Source organism: Streptomyces sp. NPDC059866 (genome assembly GCF_042731325.1).
Taxonomy (GTDB): domain Bacteria; phylum Actinomycetota; class Actinomycetes; order Streptomycetales; family Streptomycetaceae; genus Streptomyces; species Streptomyces flavusporus.
This window is the reverse complement of sequence record NZ_JBHWJT010000008.1, coordinates 337,222-352,542: the sequence shown is the minus strand read 5'-3', so window position 1 is coordinate 352,542 and position 15,321 is coordinate 337,222. Positions and strand designations below refer to the sequence as shown.

Here is a 15,321-nt window from a genome sequence, read left to right as displayed (position 1 = left end):
GGAAAGTGGTTCCTGGTCGCCACCTGCGACCTGCCCGATCCGGAGGTGTACGAGCCGACCGACTGGATCGGGGTCGACCGGGGGATCGTGAACCTGGCCACCACCAGCGACGGCACCAACCACCAGGGGCGGCGGCTGTCGCGCTACCGGCGCTGGCAGGCCCGCAAACGCGCCGAGCTCCAGGCCAGGCGCACCCGCTCGGCCACCCGCCGCCTGGCCCGCCGCGCGCACAGGGAGCAGCGTCATGCCACGCAGGTGAACCACCGGATCAGCAAGGAGATCGTGTCCGTCGCCCAACGCACCGGTCGCGGCATCGCCGTCGAAGAGCTCGGCGGGATCCGTGAGCGGGTACGGCTACGCGGCGACCAGCGGGGCACGCTCTCCTCCTGGCCGTTCCACCAGCTCGGACAGCACCTCGCCTACAAGGCCAGGCGGGCCGGGGTGCCGTTCCTGGAGGTGGATGCGGCCTACACCTCGCAGCGCTGTCCGCGCTGCGGGCACACCGAACGGGCCAACCGGCCCGACCGGGACCACTTCTGCTGTCGTCGGTGCGGGCTCGCTGGCCCGGCCGACGTCGTCGCCGGGGTCAACGTGCGCGACCGCGCACGCTCGGCGTGGGTGTTCGTCACCGCACCCGCACCCTCCCCCCTGACACTGCTGGGGGGCTGGGTGGATGCGACCCGTGACCGTCCTGTCGTAGGGGGCAGTCGGGAGCGCGACGAGGTGTGAACGACCGAGTGCACAAGCTCGGCCGCTCACGGCCGCGAAGGTGACATAAGTCGCCGAAGCCCTGTTCTCCTGCGCTGACCGCGGGTAACTTCCGCTCCGTACCGGAACCCAGCGCCGGAGGTCCCATGCCCGCGCCCATCCCGCCCCAGCCCCTGCCCACCGACCGGCTGCAGTTCGCGATGCCGCCGATGTACGAGTCGCTCGACGACGAACGCCGGCACCGCAAGGAGCGGCTCGCCGGGGCGTTGCGGATCTTCGGGCGGTACGGGTTCGAGGACGGCGTGTCCGGGCACATCACCGCCCGCGACCCGGAGCACACCGACTGCTTCTGGGTCAATCCGTTCGGGATGCCGTTCAAGCACGTCACGGTGAGCGACCTGGTGCTGGCCAACCAGGACGGGCAGGTGGTCGACGGCCGCTACCACGTCAACCAGGCGGCGTTCACCGTGCACGCCCAGGTCCACGCCGCCCGCCCGGATGTCGTCGCCGTCGCCCACTGCCACTCCGTGCACGGCCGCGCCCTGTCCGCGCTCGGCGACCTGCTCGACCCGATCACCCAGGAGAGCTGTGCCTTCTATGAGGACCACGCCCTGTACGACGCCTACTCCGGCGTCTCCGTCGACCTCGCGGAGGGCCGCCGGATCGCCGCCGCGCTCGGTTCGCACAAGGCGCTCGTCCTGCGCAACCACGGACTGCTGACCGTCGGCGACTCGGTGGACGCGGCGGCCTGGTGGTTCCTGTCGATGGAACGCTCCTGCCAGGTGCAGCTCACGGCCACAGCGGCCGGGCGCCCCGTGCTCATCGATCACAAGTCGGCGGTGGCGACGCGTGAGCAGCTCGGCGGTGACCTGGTCGCGTGGATCAACTACCAGCCGCTGTGGCAGGACATCAGCCGCGGTGAGCCGGATCTGCTGTCGTAGTGTCGTGGCGGACGGTTCCTGGCGTGGGTTCGGGTTCCGTCACGCTGGATGATCTCGGCCTTACGGAAATTCTCGCGGTCGGGTCAACACGGCGACCGTCCTTTCACCCGCGCTGACCGGACCTGCCGGACCCGAGCCGGGTTGGCGTAGGGCACAATTCGCTGTCGTCGCACGGGAGTTGTACGACCTGGATGTACGACTCCGTTCTACGGTGATGCGCGGGAAGGCAGGCGTCGGGCGTGGCGGTGCAGGAAGCGAGACAGGACGCGGACGCGAGTGCGCGCGCGGGCGCCCACGGGGGCGGCTGCACCTGCGGGGGCTGCCCGCACGGGGCGCGTACGGGACACCGGCGGGCCGTCGCCGAATTCCTGTTGAAGCGCGATCAGTTCGCGGCCGGGCAGGGACTGCCGGCGGCCGTGGCCCACTCGGTCTCGGCCTCCCGCCAGTGGGTCTCCGAGGAACTGACCCAGTCCGCGGCGGTCGTCGCCGAACGCGGCCGGGCGGAGGGCGAGGCCTGGCTGGCGCGCCTGTGGCGCCGTACCGCCTGCGCGGCCTGGACGCTGGTCCTGCTGTTGCTGCTGATGCAGTCGCTGAGCGCGATCGGTGCGGGCTGGACGACAGCCCGCACGGCCGGGCTGTGCGCCGCGCTGGTGGTGGCGGGGATGCTGACGGCGGCTTCCTGGTTCCACCGGACGCGCGGCGGGGTACTGGCCCCGGTCATCGGCGAGGACAACCGCCTGTCCACCTCCCGTGCCGTGGCCGCACTCTGGGTGCTGTTCGTCGTCTATGCGGTGCTCGTGCTGGCGGGGCAGTTGGCGGCGGCCTCCGCGCCCGCCGAGCGCGACGCGCTGATCGCCGGGCTCGAACTCGCCCGCGGCGCCGGGGTGGTGACCGTCCTGGCCGTCACGTGTGCGATCGCGGTCCTGGTGCGGCGGGTGGTCGGCCTGCGCGTCCTCGGGCAACGGCTGCAGAAGGTCCGCGCGGACCGGCCGAGGGCTGCCGACCTGCTGACGGACGATTCGGGGCGCGGCACCTTCGCCGACATCCAGTACGTCGTCATCAGCGCCGTCGCCCTGCTCTTCGCGGCGGTACGGCTGGCCCGCCGCCCCGACCAACTGCCCGACCTGCCCTGGGGGCTCGCGGTGGTGGTGCTGGTGTCGGCGGCCACCTACCTGGCCGGCAAGTACGCCGAGGGCGGTCGCCCGGTCGTCCTCTCCGTCGTCCGCGCCCGCGAGGCCGGTGACCTGGACGCACCGATCCGCACCGGCGAGGACATCGAGATCCGCGGCGCGGGCTTCGTCCCACCGGGTGCCGACGGTGCCGACCGCCTGTCCCGGATGGTGGTCCGCATCGGTGCGGTCCACGTCCATGTCCCCCTCGTCCCCGTGGCCGGCGGCTTCAGCAACCCCACGGACAGCCTGCTGACCGTGCCCGTGCCGGCTGATGTGGAGCCCGGACGGGTGGAGGTGCGCGTGGTCACCGCGGCCGGGGCCGAGACGAATGCGTATGCGATCGATGTGACGGAGTGACAGAAGGGCCGACGTCCCCGCCAAGAGCCGGGCGTTGCTGCTGAGGCCAGTTCACCGAAATCCGGCCGGAACGCGATTGAGCCGGTTCTCCCTTGCGTACGTATCGTCTGATGAGGGCCCACCGCACGGCGTCCGAGAGGCGGCTATCAGCGATGACTCACGGTATTCGTACGGACACGCACACCCCCCATCTCAACGGCGACCGCGACTGGCGGGACACCGCCACCCGTTACGCCCTGCTGCCCCTGCGCATCTTCCTCGGCGTCACTTTCATCTACGCCGGCCTCGACAAACTCACCGACAGCGCCTTCATGAAGGACGCAGGTTCCGGCTCCATCGGCGACATGATGCGCACCGTGCGGGATTCCTCGGCCATCCCGGCGCTGGTCGACATGGCACTGGAGAACCCCGTCGCCTTCGGCTACGCCATCGCCTTCGGTGAACTCGCCGTCGGTATCGGCACCCTCCTCGGCCTCCTCACCCGCCTCGCCGCCCTCGGCGGTGCACTGATCTCCCTCAGCCTCTGGCTGACGGTCAGCTGGGCCTCCGACCCTTACTACTACGGCAACGACCTCCCCTACCTCATGGCCTGGCTCCCCCTCGTCCTCGCGGGCGCGCCCATGCTTTCGCTGGACGCGGCACTCCGCTCCCGGCGACGCCGACGGGCCTATCGGTAGGCCGACTCTCGAGGCCGGGCGGTACCCCGGCCGCTCAAACGACCGGCACTGTCAGCGGGGCGCGTCGACGGGCGTGTCCTGCCGGGGGGCGCGGTCCGTTCCGCGGCGCCGGCGTATGGCGCGGCCGGCCATCCCCGCGATCCCGGCGAGGCAGAGGCCGCCCACGACCACGGGGATCACCACGAACCACGGTGTCTCCCAGGCGTCGCCCGCGTCACCGGCGTAGATGACGCCCGCGACGGTGACGAAGAAACCGGCGACCAGCCTCCCGGGCTGGAACTCATGACGCAGCACGGCTCACCTCCACCTGTCCGACACCCACATGGAGGTCCAGCTCGACCGTGCCCGCGCTCCTGGTGCCCGAGGCCGGCTTCAGCGTCACCTCCTGGTACCTGCCCGGCTGCACATCCACGTCCTGTGTCTGCTCGCCCGGCAACTGGATGTCACCCAACCCCACGTCGATACTCGCCTTCACGGTCACGTCCGGCGGGACGATCACCAGCAGCCGACCGGCGCCCACGTCGGCGTCCGTGGACACCGTCTGGCCCCTGGCCGGGTTCAGCCGGGTCAGGTCCAGGGTGCCGACGCCGGTTCCGAGGTCGTAGGCCGGCGCCACGTCCGCCACCGCGGCCGGCCGCCAGGTCGTCCGTGTCCACTCCGTGCCGATCTCCTTGGGCAGTGCTGCCGCCCCGGCCAGCAGGCCCGCCGTGACGACCGCCAGGAAGATCGACCCCGCTCCCGTACGGCCCAGGAACGCGCTGACCGCGATGCCCAGACCGATGACGGCGAGCGCGCACGCAAGGCCGGTCTGCAGGCTGGTGCCCAGTGGCTGCTCGTCCCAGGTCAGGCGGGTACCGAAGCCGCCGGCGAGCAGGGCGAACAGGAAGACCCAGCCGCCTATCCAGCGCGGGCCGCGCGGTCTGGGGGGCGCGGGGCGCGGGATGCGAAGGCCCTCGCGGCCGCTCCCGCGGGTGCTGATGTTGACGGCCGCCGCGATGTCACGGTCGCGGGATTCGTGCGGTCCCCAGAGATAGCCGGTGCCTCCGACGTGTGTGCCGTCCTTGACGATCGGGTCGCGCCACCAGGACGGGTAGGCGGCCGCAACCGGGGGAGCCTGGGCCTCCGGCGGCGCGTCGGCGGCCGCCTGGGCGGCCAGCGGGTCGGGGTCGGGGGCGCCGCGGCGCTGCGACCAGTACCCGGCGCCCGCGAGGAGGAGGGACAGCACGACGGCGAAGGTCAGCACCCCGCCGTTGTTCAGCATCGTCAGGAAGACACCGCAGCCGACCAGCGCGAACAGCACCGCCGTGAGCGCCTGCCCGTCGACACGGCCGGTCAGGAGCTTGTGCACCTCGTTCTGGTCCTCGTCGTCGTACGGGACGAAGAGCCAGGCGAAGCCGTAGAAGATGAGACCGAGACCGCCGGTCGCGGCGAGCACCGCGAGTGTGATCCGGAATATCACCGGGTCCATGTCGAACTGCCGCCCAAGACCGGCGCACACCCCGGCGAACACCTTGTGCCGTCGGTCCCGCCGGAGCCTCAGGGGCGGCTCGGACACCTCGGCATCCTGGGGCGCCCCGGCAGCGTGAGGCGCTCCGGCGCCGCCGGTTGTCGTCTTCCCGTTCATGTGCCCGGTCCCGCTCGTATCTCCTGCCGCGCCGGCCCCTTCGGCGGGCCTGCCCGGCTGTCCGTCCTCGCCCTGCGTGCTCGTCTGCTCGGGTGCGCCCGCGCCGTCGGGCGCGCGCGGTTCCTCACCTGTGCCCGTCGCGGGCGCCGCGTCGGACGGGGCGGCCGCTGCGGGCAGGGCATCCGCGTCGGGCACGGCGTCTGCGGCGTGCTGGTGATCAGTCATGAGTCCATGGTGACGGGCGAGCCGCCGTGGCGGGAGTCGGAATGACCCTGGCCGGACCCTGATATCGCCCCTGAGCCGACGCCGGGGAGGCGTTCGACGGACCGGCCCGTCGAAGATCAGGGGAGTCTCGGGGGTCGACCCTGATGCTCCCGCCCGCCGACCGTGTGACCATCAATGGCATGCCGGAAGCCGCAACCGCAGCAGCGCCACTCACCGAACCGCGGCCGCCGCGCAAGCTCTACCGCAGCAGTGACGGACGCTGGCTCGGTGGCGTGGCGCGGGGGCTCGCCGGGCACCTCGGCCTGCCCGTGATCTGGGTACGCCTGGTCTTCGTCGGGCTGTTCATGGCCGACGGCCTCGGCGCGCTGCTCTACGCCGCGTTCTGGTTCTTCGTGCCGCTCGGCGTCGGTGGCGTCGAAGCACAGAAGCCACCGTCCCTGGTCACCACGGAGACCTCTCCCGACGGCCGGCGCAAACTCATGGCCCGCAAGCCGGACAAGGGCCAGATAGTCGCCCTGCTGCTCATGGTCGTCGTGGCCATGGTCTTCGTGGGCAACGTCAACCTGGGCACCGGCGCCCAGGCCTACCTCTGGCCGACCGTGCTCGTCGGCGCGGGCGTCGCCCTGGTGTGGCGCCAGGCCGACAACGCCCGCCGGGCCCGCTGGGTCGAGGTCGGCCGCCGCAAACGAACGCTCACGCTGCTGCGCGCAGTGGCCGGCGTCCTGCTGGTCACCGCCGGTGTCACCGGCATCTTCGTGCTGCAGGGCTCCGCAGCCCACCTCGGCTCCGTCCTGCAGGCGGCTCTCGCGGTCCTCGTCGGGATAACGCTCCTCGCCGGCCCCTACCTCGTGCGCATGACCCAGGACCTCTCCGAGGAGCGTCTGATGCGCATCCGCGCCCAGGAGCGGGCGGAGGTCGCCGCCCATGTCCACGACTCCGTGCTGCACACCCTGACCCTGATCCAGCGCAACGCGGAGAACGCCGGCGAGGTGCGCCGTCTCGCCCGCGCCCAGGAGCGCGACCTGCGCACCTGGTTGTACAAGCCCGAGGGCACCGGCAAGGACGAGGCCGACGAGCCGACCGCCCTCGCCGACGCGGTGCGGCGCAACGCCGCCGAGGTCGAGGACAAGCACGGCGTCCCCATAGAGGTCGTCGTGGTCGGCGACTGCCCGCTCGACGAGAAGATCGGCGCACAGATGCAGGCCGCACGCGAGGCAATGGTCAACGCCGCCAAGTACGGTGGCGAGGGCGGCGCCGTGCAGGTCTACGCCGAAGTCGAGGGGAAGACGGTCTTCGTGTCCGTGCGGGACCGCGGACCCGGCTTCGACCTCGACTCGATACCCGCCGACCGCATGGGCGTCAGAGAATCGATCATCGGCCGCATGGAGCGCAACGGCGGTACGGCCCGGTTGCGGGCGGTGCCGGGCGGCGGCACCGAGGTCGAGCTGGAGATGGAGAGGGCGGAGAAGACGTCATGAGCGACCCGACCGAGGCGAACGGCACGGCAGGGGAGGCGGCCGCGTCCGCTGAGCCGCCGGGCGGCGGTGCCGGGCGGCGTCACGTGCGCGTGGTGCTCGTCGACGACCACCGGATGTTCCGCACGGGAGTCCAGGCCGAGATCGGACAGACCGAGCAGACCGGCGTCGAGGTCGTCGGCGAGGCCGCGGACGTCGACCAGGCGGTCACGGTCATCACCGCGACCCGGCCCGAGGTCGTCCTCCTCGACGTGCACCTCCCGGGCGGCGGCGGGGTGGAAGTCCTGCGCCGCTGCGCCACGTTGATGGCCGACACCGAGCAGCCGGTCCGCTTCCTCGCGCTGTCCGTCTCGGACGCGGCAGAGGACGTGATCGGTGTGATCCGGGGCGGCGCCCGGGGGTACGTGACGAAGACGATCACGGGTACGGACCTGGTCGACTCCATCTTCCGGGTCCAGGAAGGCGACGCGGTCTTCTCCCCGCGCCTCGCCGGTTTCGTCCTGGACGCCTTCGCCTCCACCGACGCGCCTCCCGTCGACGAGGACCTCGACCGCCTCACCCAGCGGGAACGCGAGGTCCTCCGCCTGATCGCCCGCGGCTACGCGTACAAGGAGATCGCCAAGCAGCTCTTCATCTCCGTGAAGACGGTGGAGTCCCATGTCTCGGCGGTCCTGCGCAAGCTCCAGCTGTCCAACCGGCACGAGCTGACGCGGTGGGCGACGGCACGACGGCTGGTGTGAGGCCCGGCCTCATACCACTCGGGTCGCTCCGGAGAAGGGCATCTCGTCGATCGGGGCCAGCCGTACCGGCGCCGAGGGGTTCGGAGCGTGGATCATCTGGCCGTTGCCGACGTAGATGCCGACGTGACTGATGCCGGAGTAGAAGAACACCAGGTCGCCGGGGAGGAGTTCGGAGCGGGAGACGCGGCGGCCGGCGTCGATCTGGGCGTAGGTGGTGCGGGGCAGGGAGACACCGGCGGAGCGGTACGCGGCCTGGATCAGGCCCGAGCAGTCGAAGGCGTCCGGGCCGGTCGCGCCCCAGACGTAGGGGCTGCCGAGCTTCTGGTAGGCGTACGAGACTGCCGCGGCGGAACGGGAGTTGGGTGCCGCGGCCGTGGCGGAGAGGCTGTCGCGTCCGGCCGTGGCAGCCCGCGAGGCGCGGTCCGTGCCCTCGCCCTCCGCGAGTCGCGCCCGCTCCTCGGCCGTCAGCCGGGACAGCAGCCGCCGAGCCGCGTCCAGCTTCCCGGTGATGGTCTTCTTGTGGCGTTTCAGCTCGGCCTGCCGCGACTGCAGTGAGGTCAGCTCGACGCGGGCGGCGCCGCGCAGCTGCTCGATCTCGCGCAGCTGTCTGCGGACCCGCGCCACGGCGGCGGACTGCCGGTTGCCCGCACGTTCGGCGAACGTGGCACCGTCGAGGTACCGGTCGGGGTTCTCGGAGAGCGCGAGTTGCAGCGCAGGGTCGAGGCCACCGCTCCGGTACTGCGCCGCGGCGAACGAACCGAGCGCAGCCCGCGCCGAGTTGAGCTGCTCCTCCTTGCGGGCGGCCTCGTCCTGCAGCGACTGAAGCCGTTCCTCCGCCGTCTCGGCCTTCTCCTTCGCCCCGTTGTACTTCTCCGTGGCGACCTCGGCCTCCTGGTACAGCTTGTCCACCCTGGCCTTGACCTGCCCCGGCGTCAGCTGCGGCTCGGCGTGCCCGATGCCGTCGACGCCGGTCGCGCTCGCCGCTCCCGCGATAGCGATCGTCGCCGCCGTACGGGCCCTGGTGCCGCCCGCCGAGCGTTGTCGGGGCTTGCGGTGCGCTGCCACTGGACTGCACGTCCTTTCGTACGACTCGGACGACCTGGACGACCCGGACGACCGCTGGTCCGTACGGCCACCGGGCGGACCGTGCTGACCGCTCCGATGCGGTCTCCGCGTCCGGCGGCGCCCCGTGCAGGGGGAGCGGGGCCGCCGCCGGACCTTCTCGGCGGAGGTGTCCGGCTGCCGCCCCTGGCCCGGACGGCGGTGGGGAGCCGGTCACCTGGTGCAGGACGCTAGACCTGGGTGTGTCGGACCGGTGACGCGTTGTGCGGAACTGACATGAGGGGACCGCGGGGCGACCGGATGTGACCGTGATCCCGGTCCGTGGCCGTCGCCTTCACGCAGCGCGATGACCGATGTGCGGTTTACGGGGCATGCGTGCATGCGGAGGTGCTATGGCGCGCATATATGCGTCCCGCGCCCCAGGCCGCCGGGCGCCGGGTCGGCAGGCCGGTGCCGGATGGTGCCTGGCCCCTGATTAGGCTCCGGCTCCATGGACGTACTCATCAACCTCTTCGTCGGCCTGCACATCATCGGCATCGCCGCCCTGCTCGGCGGTTTCTTCTCCCAGATGAAGGCGATGGGCGAGGGTACCGCCCGATTCGGCCCGGGGATGCTGCACGGTGCGCTGACCATGCTGGTCACCGGTGTGATCCTGGTCGGTCTCAACCAGGCCGACGACCAGTCTGTCAACAACATCAAGATCGGTGTGAAGCTGGCTCTGCTGATCGTGATCCTCGGTCTCGTCTACGTGAAGCGGGACGAGGAGAAGGTGGACAAGGGTCTGTTCGGCCTGGTGGGCCTGCTGACCATGGCGAACGTCTTCATCGCGGTGCTCTGGACCTGAGCCCCGGCCGAGGCCCGCGGCTCACGGTCCGGGGTGCCCGGGCGCCGCGGGGCGTACGACCTCCCGGGCGGCCGCGACCGCCCCGACCGCGACCGCGAGCCACGCCGCCACCGCGATCCACAGCAGCATCTCCCCGGGCCACCCGAGCCATGAGATGTCGACAGCGGCGGCGACAGCCAGGGCCGCCACTGCCGCCATACCCATCGAAAAGACCGTGGACCAGCGGCGCACGTCATGGCGCAGACGCGGCCGGACCACCTCGCCGGCGAGCAGTACGGCGTACCAGCCCAGGCCGAGGACCAGCAGGGCGACGGTCACGGTCCGCAGGACGCCGCTGTTGTCGTCGTTCCAGAGGTACAGGCCCGGTCCGTCGGCGGCGATGAGCTTGGCCCCGGCGAGCGCCGAGATCGCTGCCGCGCCGCCCGCGACCCACTGGTCCCCCGACCCCTCGATCACCTGCCGCAGATCGAAGCGGGCCAGGGCGAGGCCGTACAGCACGAGGCCCAGCCAGAAGAGTACGAGCGCCGCATGTGCGAGCCACGCCGCCGACTCGGCCTGCGCGAGGGTCGCGCCGAGCACGGCGAGTCCCTGTGTCGCCACCGTCCCGAGGAACACCGCCCCTGGCATACGCCGCCGCTGCCGGTGCCGCACGACGGGCACGAGCAGCACCGGCCACAGCAGCGTCGCCAGCGCCAGCAGCGCCGCGGCCAGGGGCTGCCGGTCCAGCGCGGAGAAACGGGTCCCCAGCACGGCGGTCGCGGCGACGGCGGTGAGCACCGCCGGTGTTCCCGCCTCCGTCATCCAGCGCTCCCGCTGCCGCAGCAGCCGTGTGACGACGTCCGCCACCAGGGCCAGCCATGCCGCGCAGGCCGCCACGAGGAGGATCCGGGACAGGACCTCGTAGCCCGTCAGGTGCAGGCCGACCGAGACGATACCGGTCGCCATGACGGCGGCCCCGGCCGCCGGCGGATGCTGCGCCCACCAGGCGCGGAGGGAGGAGGAGCCGGGCATGCGCCGATGCTAAGGAGCCCCCAGCGCCGCGCGAGCGGGCCACGCGCGCGGGCATGCGGAAAACCACGCGGGCGCGCGGCAACGGGCTCACACCGAGCGTGGGCCGTTTCGGCGGGTGCGCGAGCCTGCAGGCACGCCTCTCGTACGCGCCTGCCCGACAGCACCCCACGCGCGTGTGCCTGCGAAAAACGCCACCACGCGCGCGTGCCTGCGTAAACCCCGCCACGCGCGCGTGCCCACGGAAGCCTCCTCGGGGCGTGCCGTCCGGCCCGCCCCTTGCCTCCGCCCGTCAGGCCGGTCGTACCACGCTGTGGATGGACGACTCCCCGTCGTAGTAGATCGACTCCTCGCGCACGTATGTGCCGGGCTTCGGGGCGTGGATCATCATGCCGTTGCCGATGTAGATGCCGACGTGGGTGACGTCGTCGTAGAAGAAGACCAGGTCGCCGGGCTGGGCGGCTGCGAGGGAGACCGTGGTGCCCGCGTTCACCTGGTCGTAGGTGGTGCGCGGGAGGGAGACGCCGGCGGCCTTCCATGCGCCCTGGGTGAGGCCGGAGCAGTCGTAGGAGTCGGGGCCGGTCGCGCCCCAGACGTACGGCTTGCCGATCTGCGCGCGGGCGAAGGCGAGCGCCCTCTCGGCCTTGGTGGCGTACGAGGAGTCGGAGGTCGAGGTGTCTGAGCCGGTCTCGGTGCCCGTACCCGCACTTGTCGAGGAGCCGCTGTCGGTCTCCTGCTGCGCCTCCTGTTCCTGCAGAGCAGCCGCCTCCTGGCGCTGCCGCTCCTCCTCCGCCTGCTGCCGGGCGAGCTCCGCGGCCTTGCGCTCGGCCTCCTCCTGCTTCTTCTTCTCGATCGCCGCCAGCCGCGCCTTCTCCTCGGCGGTCAGCTGCGACAGCAGTTCGCGCGCGTCGGCGAGCTTCTTCTGGACGGTGGCCTTGGCCGTCTTCAGATCGCTCTGCGACTCCGTGAGCGTCTCGAGGCTCTCGGTGGCCTCCTGGCGCTTCTCCACCGTCGCGGACTGCTGGGTGAAGTAGTCGTCGACCGCGCCCTTCTGACGGCTGGTCAGCCGACCCATCAGCTGGGTCTGGTCGAAGTAGTCCTGCGGCGAGTCCGCGAGCAGGAAGGTCGCGGTGTCGGGGGCGGAGGCGCCGGTCCGGTACTGCGCCGCCGCGTACGAGCCCAGCTCCTCGCGCGCCTCGTTGAGTTTCTGGGTGCGCTGGGCGACGTCGTCGAGGAGGGTGTCGACCTGCTTGCGCTGTTTCTCGGTCTTCTCTTTGGCTGCGTTGTACTTCTCGGTCGCCGACTCCGCCTGGCGGTAGAGGTCGTCGACCTTCTTCTCGACCTCTTCCAGGCTCGGCTTGTCGTCGGCCGAGGGGGTGGCATTGGCCGTCTGGGAGAGCAGGGCCACAGACGTGAGGGCAGCCGTGGCAAGCGCGGGGGTCCGTATGCCTGCGACGCGCGCGCCCGTGGGACGCGACTTACGGTGCGACGCCAAAGGAGGCGACTCCTTCCATGGGCCGCCTACCGGGTTAGCTGTCGGGTTCGGGCGGGTGGTTCGGAAGGGTTGCCCTACGGTCCCCTCCCGGGAAGGGAGTCGGACCGATTCACCCCAGAGTCGGTTGGGTCCCCGGCTCCGGCAGCCACGGGGGCGCACCGGACTCGGCGGAGGCCGTGCGGCCCGGCGACGTTCGCCGGTGGGGGTCGTACGGCCTGCCCGGCACGGTAGCCAACTAGTGTGGTGCGTGTGAAGGTTGGTGGGTGATATGCCCGATACATTTTCGTGACCTCCAGTCAGTGGTCGCGGGTGGTAGTGGGGCAGGCCCGGAGAGTAAGCCGATGTGGGGTGGGTAGGGAGGGAAGATCGCGGGCCGCTGCAGCCGATGTGATTCCGGCCTCACCGCCAAGATCGACGGTGTTCCGGCCGGGGATGTTCTCGGGGCGGCCGCGGGTTGTCGGTGGGGCGCCCTAGACTCGGAGAGCGATGAGCAGCCTCTTTGACGACAGCTTCCTGGCGGACCTCCAGGCCCAGCGGGCCCCCGAGGAGCACCCGCCGCCGCCCGAGGACGATCACGTTCCGGAGCCGATCCCGGACGATCTGTTCGGCGGGAAGTTCGACGTGCCCCCGGACCGGGACATGTACTACCGCGACGGCGCCGCGCGTCCGGCCATGGACGCGGCAGCGCTCCTGGAGGGGTTGAACGACAACCAGCGCGCCGCCGTCGTCCACTCCGGCTCCCCCCTGCTCATCGTGGCCGGTGCCGGCTCCGGCAAGACCCGCGTGCTCACCCACCGCATCGCCCACCTCCTCGCCGAGCGGGGCGTGCACCCGGGCCAGATCCTCGCGATCACCTTCACCAACAAGGCCGCCGGCGAGATGAAGGAGCGCGTCGAGCAGCTCGTCGGTCCGCGTGCGAACGCGATGTGGGTCATGACCTTCCACAGCGCGTGCGTGCGCATCCTGCGCCGGGAGAGCAAGAAGCTCGGCTTCACGTCGTCGTTCTCGATCTATGACGCCGCCGACAGCAAACGACTCATGGCCCTGGTCTGCCGCGACCTGGACCTCGATCCCAAGCGCTACCCGCCCAAGTCCTTCAGCGCCAAGATCAGCAACCTCAAGAACGAGCTGATCGACGAGGAGGACTTCGCCGCCCAGGCCACCGACGGCTTCGAGAAGACCCTCGCCCAGGCCTACGCCCTGTACCAGTCGCGACTGCGCGAGGCGAACGCCCTCGACTTCGACGACCTGATCATGACGACGGTCAATCTGCTCCGCGCCTTCCCGGATGTCGCCGAGCACTACCGCCGCCGCTTCCGTCATGTACTCGTCGACGAGTACCAGGACACCAACCACGCCCAGTACGCCCTCGTACGCGAACTCGTCGGCACCGGCGGGCACGGCGAGGACGTACCGCCCAGCGAGGGCGGCCTGCCGCCCGCCGAGCTGTGCGTGGTGGGTGACGCCGACCAGTCGATCTACGCCTTCCGCGGGGCGACCATCCGAAACATCCTCCAGTTCGAGGAGGACTACCCGGACGCGACGACGATCCTGCTGGAGCAGAACTACCGCTCCACCCAGACGATCCTCTCCGCCGCCAACGCCGTCATCGAGCGCAACGAGTCCCGCCGCCCGAAGAACCTCTGGACCAACGCGGGCGCGGGCGCGCGCATCACCGGCTATGTCGCCGACACGGAGCACGACGAGGCCCAGTTCGTCGCCGACGAGATAGACCGCCTCACAGACGCGGGCGAGGCGAAGGCCGGGGACGTCGCCGTCTTCTACCGGACGAACGCCCAGTCCCGTGTCTTCGAAGAGATCTTCATCCGCGTCGGCCTGCCCTACAAGGTCGTCGGCGGCGTGCGCTTCTACGAGCGCAAGGAGGTCCGGGACGTCCTGGCCTACCTGCGCGTGCTGGCCAACCCGGAGGACTCGGTCCCGCTGCGCCGTATTCTCAACGTCCCCAAGCGGGGCATCGGCGACCGCGCGGAGGCGATGATCGACGCCCTCTCCCAGCGGGAGAAGATCAGCTTCCCGCAGGCACTGAAGCGCGTCGACGAGGCGTACGGCATGGCCGCGCGCTCCACGAACGCCGTCAAGCGGTTCAACACGCTCATGGAGGACCTCCGGACGATCGTCGAGTCCGGCGCCGGCCCCGCGACGATCCTGGAGGCAGTGCTCGAACGCACCGGCTACCTCGCCGAGTTGCAGGCCTCCACCGACCCGCAGGACGAGACCCGGATCGAGAACCTCCAGGAACTCGCCGCCGTGGCCCTGGAGTTCGAGCAGGAGCGCAGCGAGGGCGAGCAGGGCACGCTGGCCGACTTCCTGGAGCAGGTCGCGCTGGTCGCCGACTCCGACCAGATCCCGGACGAGGAGGAGGGCGACGGCGTCATCACGCTGATGACCCTGCACACCGCCAAGGGCCTCGAATTCCCGGTCGTCTTCCTGACCGGCCTGGAGGACGGCGTCTTCCCGCACATGCGTGCCCTCGGCCAGACCAAGGAGCTGGAGGAGGAGCGCCGCCTGGCGTACGTCGGCATCACGCGCGCGCGTGAGCGGCTGTATCTGACGCGCTCGGCAATGCGGAGCGCCTGGGGGCAGCCCTCGTACAACCCGCCCTCCCGCTTCCTGGAGGAGATCCCGGCGGCGCATGTGGACTGGAAGCGCACGGGTGGTTCCCTGGCTCCGGCGGGCCCGGTCTCGGGCGTGGCGGCGTCGCTGTCGTCGTCCCGCTCGTCGGCGTCGGGCGCGTCCGGGTTCGCCACACGCCGGACCGCAGAGAAGCCCGTGGTCTCCCTCGCGGTGGGGGACCGGGTGACGCACGACCAGTTCGGGCTCGGGACCGTCGTCGCGGTGAAGGGCACCGGCGCGAACGCGGAGGCGACCATCGACTTCGGGGACACCAAGCCGAAGCGACTGCTTCTGCGGTACGCACCGGTGGAGAAGCTGTAGCTGTTCCGGGCGGTACGAAGTGAGCCCCCGCTCAATCG

13 protein-coding genes and 1 riboswitch are annotated in these 15,321 nt (G+C 71.2%); of the genes, 8 read left to right on the top strand and 5 right to left on the bottom strand.

What is annotated here, in order from left to right:
• The 4 genes from ACFV7R_RS15550 to ACFV7R_RS15535 all read left to right on the top strand — a co-directional run.
• The coding region (locus ACFV7R_RS15550) for an RNA-guided endonuclease InsQ/TnpB family protein (RefSeq protein WP_385263783.1) at nucleotides 1-729 on the top strand (729 nt) is incomplete at its 5' end.
• A gap of 125 nt (nucleotides 730-854) precedes the next feature.
• A complete protein-coding gene (locus tag ACFV7R_RS15545) occupies nucleotides 855-1,649 on the top strand; it encodes a class II aldolase/adducin family protein (RefSeq protein ID WP_129799216.1) in 795 nt (264 codons plus the stop codon).
• 239 nt (nucleotides 1,650-1,888) lie between these two features.
• Nucleotides 1,889-3,178: a hypothetical protein gene (locus tag ACFV7R_RS15540; RefSeq protein WP_385263781.1), complete on the top strand. Its 1,290-nt coding sequence runs from the start codon at nucleotides 1,889-1,891 to the stop codon at nucleotides 3,176-3,178.
• 152 nt (nucleotides 3,179-3,330) lie between these two features.
• Entirely contained in the window at nucleotides 3,331-3,855 is a 525-nt protein-coding gene (locus tag ACFV7R_RS15535; protein WP_385263779.1) for a DoxX family membrane protein, read from the top strand.
• A 51-nt stretch (nucleotides 3,856-3,906) separates the two neighbouring features.
• On the opposite strand, the gene ACFV7R_RS15530 is transcribed toward ACFV7R_RS15535, so the two are convergent.
• Together ACFV7R_RS15530 and ACFV7R_RS15525 are read right to left on the bottom strand one after the other, a co-directional pair.
• Nucleotides 3,907-4,149 carry a hypothetical protein gene (locus tag ACFV7R_RS15530; protein ID WP_385263778.1) on the bottom strand — a complete coding sequence of 81 codons (243 nt, stop codon included), beginning with the start codon at nucleotides 4,147-4,149 and terminating at the stop codon, nucleotides 3,907-3,909.
• Nucleotides 4,136-5,704, bottom strand: coding sequence for a PspC domain-containing protein (locus ACFV7R_RS15525; protein WP_385263776.1), 1,569 nt, complete (start codon nucleotides 5,702-5,704; stop codon nucleotides 4,136-4,138). The genes ACFV7R_RS15530 and ACFV7R_RS15525 overlap by 14 nt, the downstream gene beginning before the upstream one ends.
• 179 nt (nucleotides 5,705-5,883) lie before the next feature.
• Between ACFV7R_RS15525 and ACFV7R_RS15520 the strand changes: the two genes are divergently transcribed.
• Nucleotides 5,884-7,182, top strand: a complete 1,299-nt coding sequence (locus ACFV7R_RS15520) for an ATP-binding protein (protein ID WP_129799211.1) — start codon at nucleotides 5,884-5,886, stop codon at nucleotides 7,180-7,182.
• The gene (locus ACFV7R_RS15515) at nucleotides 7,179-7,919 is read left to right on the top strand and encodes a LuxR C-terminal-related transcriptional regulator (protein WP_385263774.1); all 741 of its coding nucleotides are present in this window, start codon (nucleotides 7,179-7,181) and stop codon (nucleotides 7,917-7,919) included. The genes ACFV7R_RS15520 and ACFV7R_RS15515 overlap by 4 nt, the downstream gene beginning before the upstream one ends.
• A gap of 9 nt (nucleotides 7,920-7,928) precedes the next feature.
• Here the strand turns inward: ACFV7R_RS15515 and ACFV7R_RS15510 are convergent, their stop codons facing one another.
• The gene (locus ACFV7R_RS15510) at nucleotides 7,929-8,984 is read right to left on the bottom strand and encodes an NlpC/P60 family protein (protein ID WP_385263773.1); all 1,056 of its coding nucleotides are present in this window, start codon (nucleotides 8,982-8,984) and stop codon (nucleotides 7,929-7,931) included.
• 487 nt (nucleotides 8,985-9,471) lie between these two features.
• On the opposite strand from ACFV7R_RS15510, the gene ACFV7R_RS15505 reads away from it, so the two are divergent.
• Nucleotides 9,472-9,825: a hypothetical protein gene (locus tag ACFV7R_RS15505; RefSeq protein ID WP_385263772.1), complete on the top strand. Its 354-nt coding sequence runs from the start codon at nucleotides 9,472-9,474 to the stop codon at nucleotides 9,823-9,825.
• Nucleotides 9,826-9,846: 21 nt separating this feature from the next.
• Here the strand turns inward: ACFV7R_RS15505 and ACFV7R_RS15500 are convergent, their stop codons facing one another.
• Together ACFV7R_RS15500 and ACFV7R_RS15495 are read right to left on the bottom strand one after the other, a co-directional pair.
• Nucleotides 9,847-10,836 (bottom strand): tellurite resistance/C4-dicarboxylate transporter family protein, encoded by a 990-nt coding sequence (locus ACFV7R_RS15500; RefSeq protein ID WP_385263771.1) that lies wholly within the window; start codon nucleotides 10,834-10,836, stop codon nucleotides 9,847-9,849.
• Between the two features lie 289 nt (nucleotides 10,837-11,125).
• A complete protein-coding gene (locus tag ACFV7R_RS15495; RefSeq protein WP_385263770.1) occupies nucleotides 11,126-12,328 on the bottom strand; it encodes an NlpC/P60 family protein in 1,203 nt (400 codons plus the stop codon).
• Between the two features lie 7 nt (nucleotides 12,329-12,335).
• A riboswitch (cyclic di-AMP (ydaO/yuaA leader) is annotated at nucleotides 12,336-12,508 on the bottom strand.
• Nucleotides 12,509-12,814: 306 nt separating this feature from the next.
• Between ACFV7R_RS15495 and pcrA the strand changes: the two genes are divergently transcribed.
• Nucleotides 12,815-15,283 (top strand): DNA helicase PcrA, encoded by a 2,469-nt coding sequence (gene pcrA, locus ACFV7R_RS15490; protein ID WP_385263769.1) that lies wholly within the window; start codon nucleotides 12,815-12,817, stop codon nucleotides 15,281-15,283.
• Nucleotides 15,284-15,321: the final 38 nt, after the last annotated feature.

Excerpts from the sequence above, each read along its gene's own strand:
- ACFV7R_RS15535 (WP_385263779.1), top strand. The coding sequence starts at position 3,331 with ATGACTCACGGTATTCGTACGGACACGCACACCCCCCATCTCAACGGC.
- ACFV7R_RS15515 (WP_385263774.1), top strand. The coding sequence starts at position 7,179 with ATGAGCGACCCGACCGAGGCGAACGGCACGGCAGGGGAGGCGGCCGCG.
- ACFV7R_RS15500 (WP_385263771.1), bottom strand. The coding sequence starts at position 10,836 with ATGCCCGGCTCCTCCTCCCTCCGCGCCTGGTGGGCGCAGCATCCGCCG.
- ACFV7R_RS15525 (WP_385263776.1), bottom strand. The coding sequence starts at position 5,704 with ATGACTGATCACCAGCACGCCGCAGACGCCGTGCCCGACGCGGATGCC.
- ACFV7R_RS15505 (WP_385263772.1), top strand. The coding sequence starts at position 9,472 with ATGGACGTACTCATCAACCTCTTCGTCGGCCTGCACATCATCGGCATC.
- ACFV7R_RS15520 (WP_129799211.1), top strand. The coding sequence starts at position 5,884 with ATGCCGGAAGCCGCAACCGCAGCAGCGCCACTCACCGAACCGCGGCCG.
- ACFV7R_RS15545 (WP_129799216.1), top strand. The coding sequence starts at position 855 with ATGCCCGCGCCCATCCCGCCCCAGCCCCTGCCCACCGACCGGCTGCAG.
- pcrA (WP_385263769.1), top strand. The coding sequence starts at position 12,815 with ATGAGCAGCCTCTTTGACGACAGCTTCCTGGCGGACCTCCAGGCCCAG.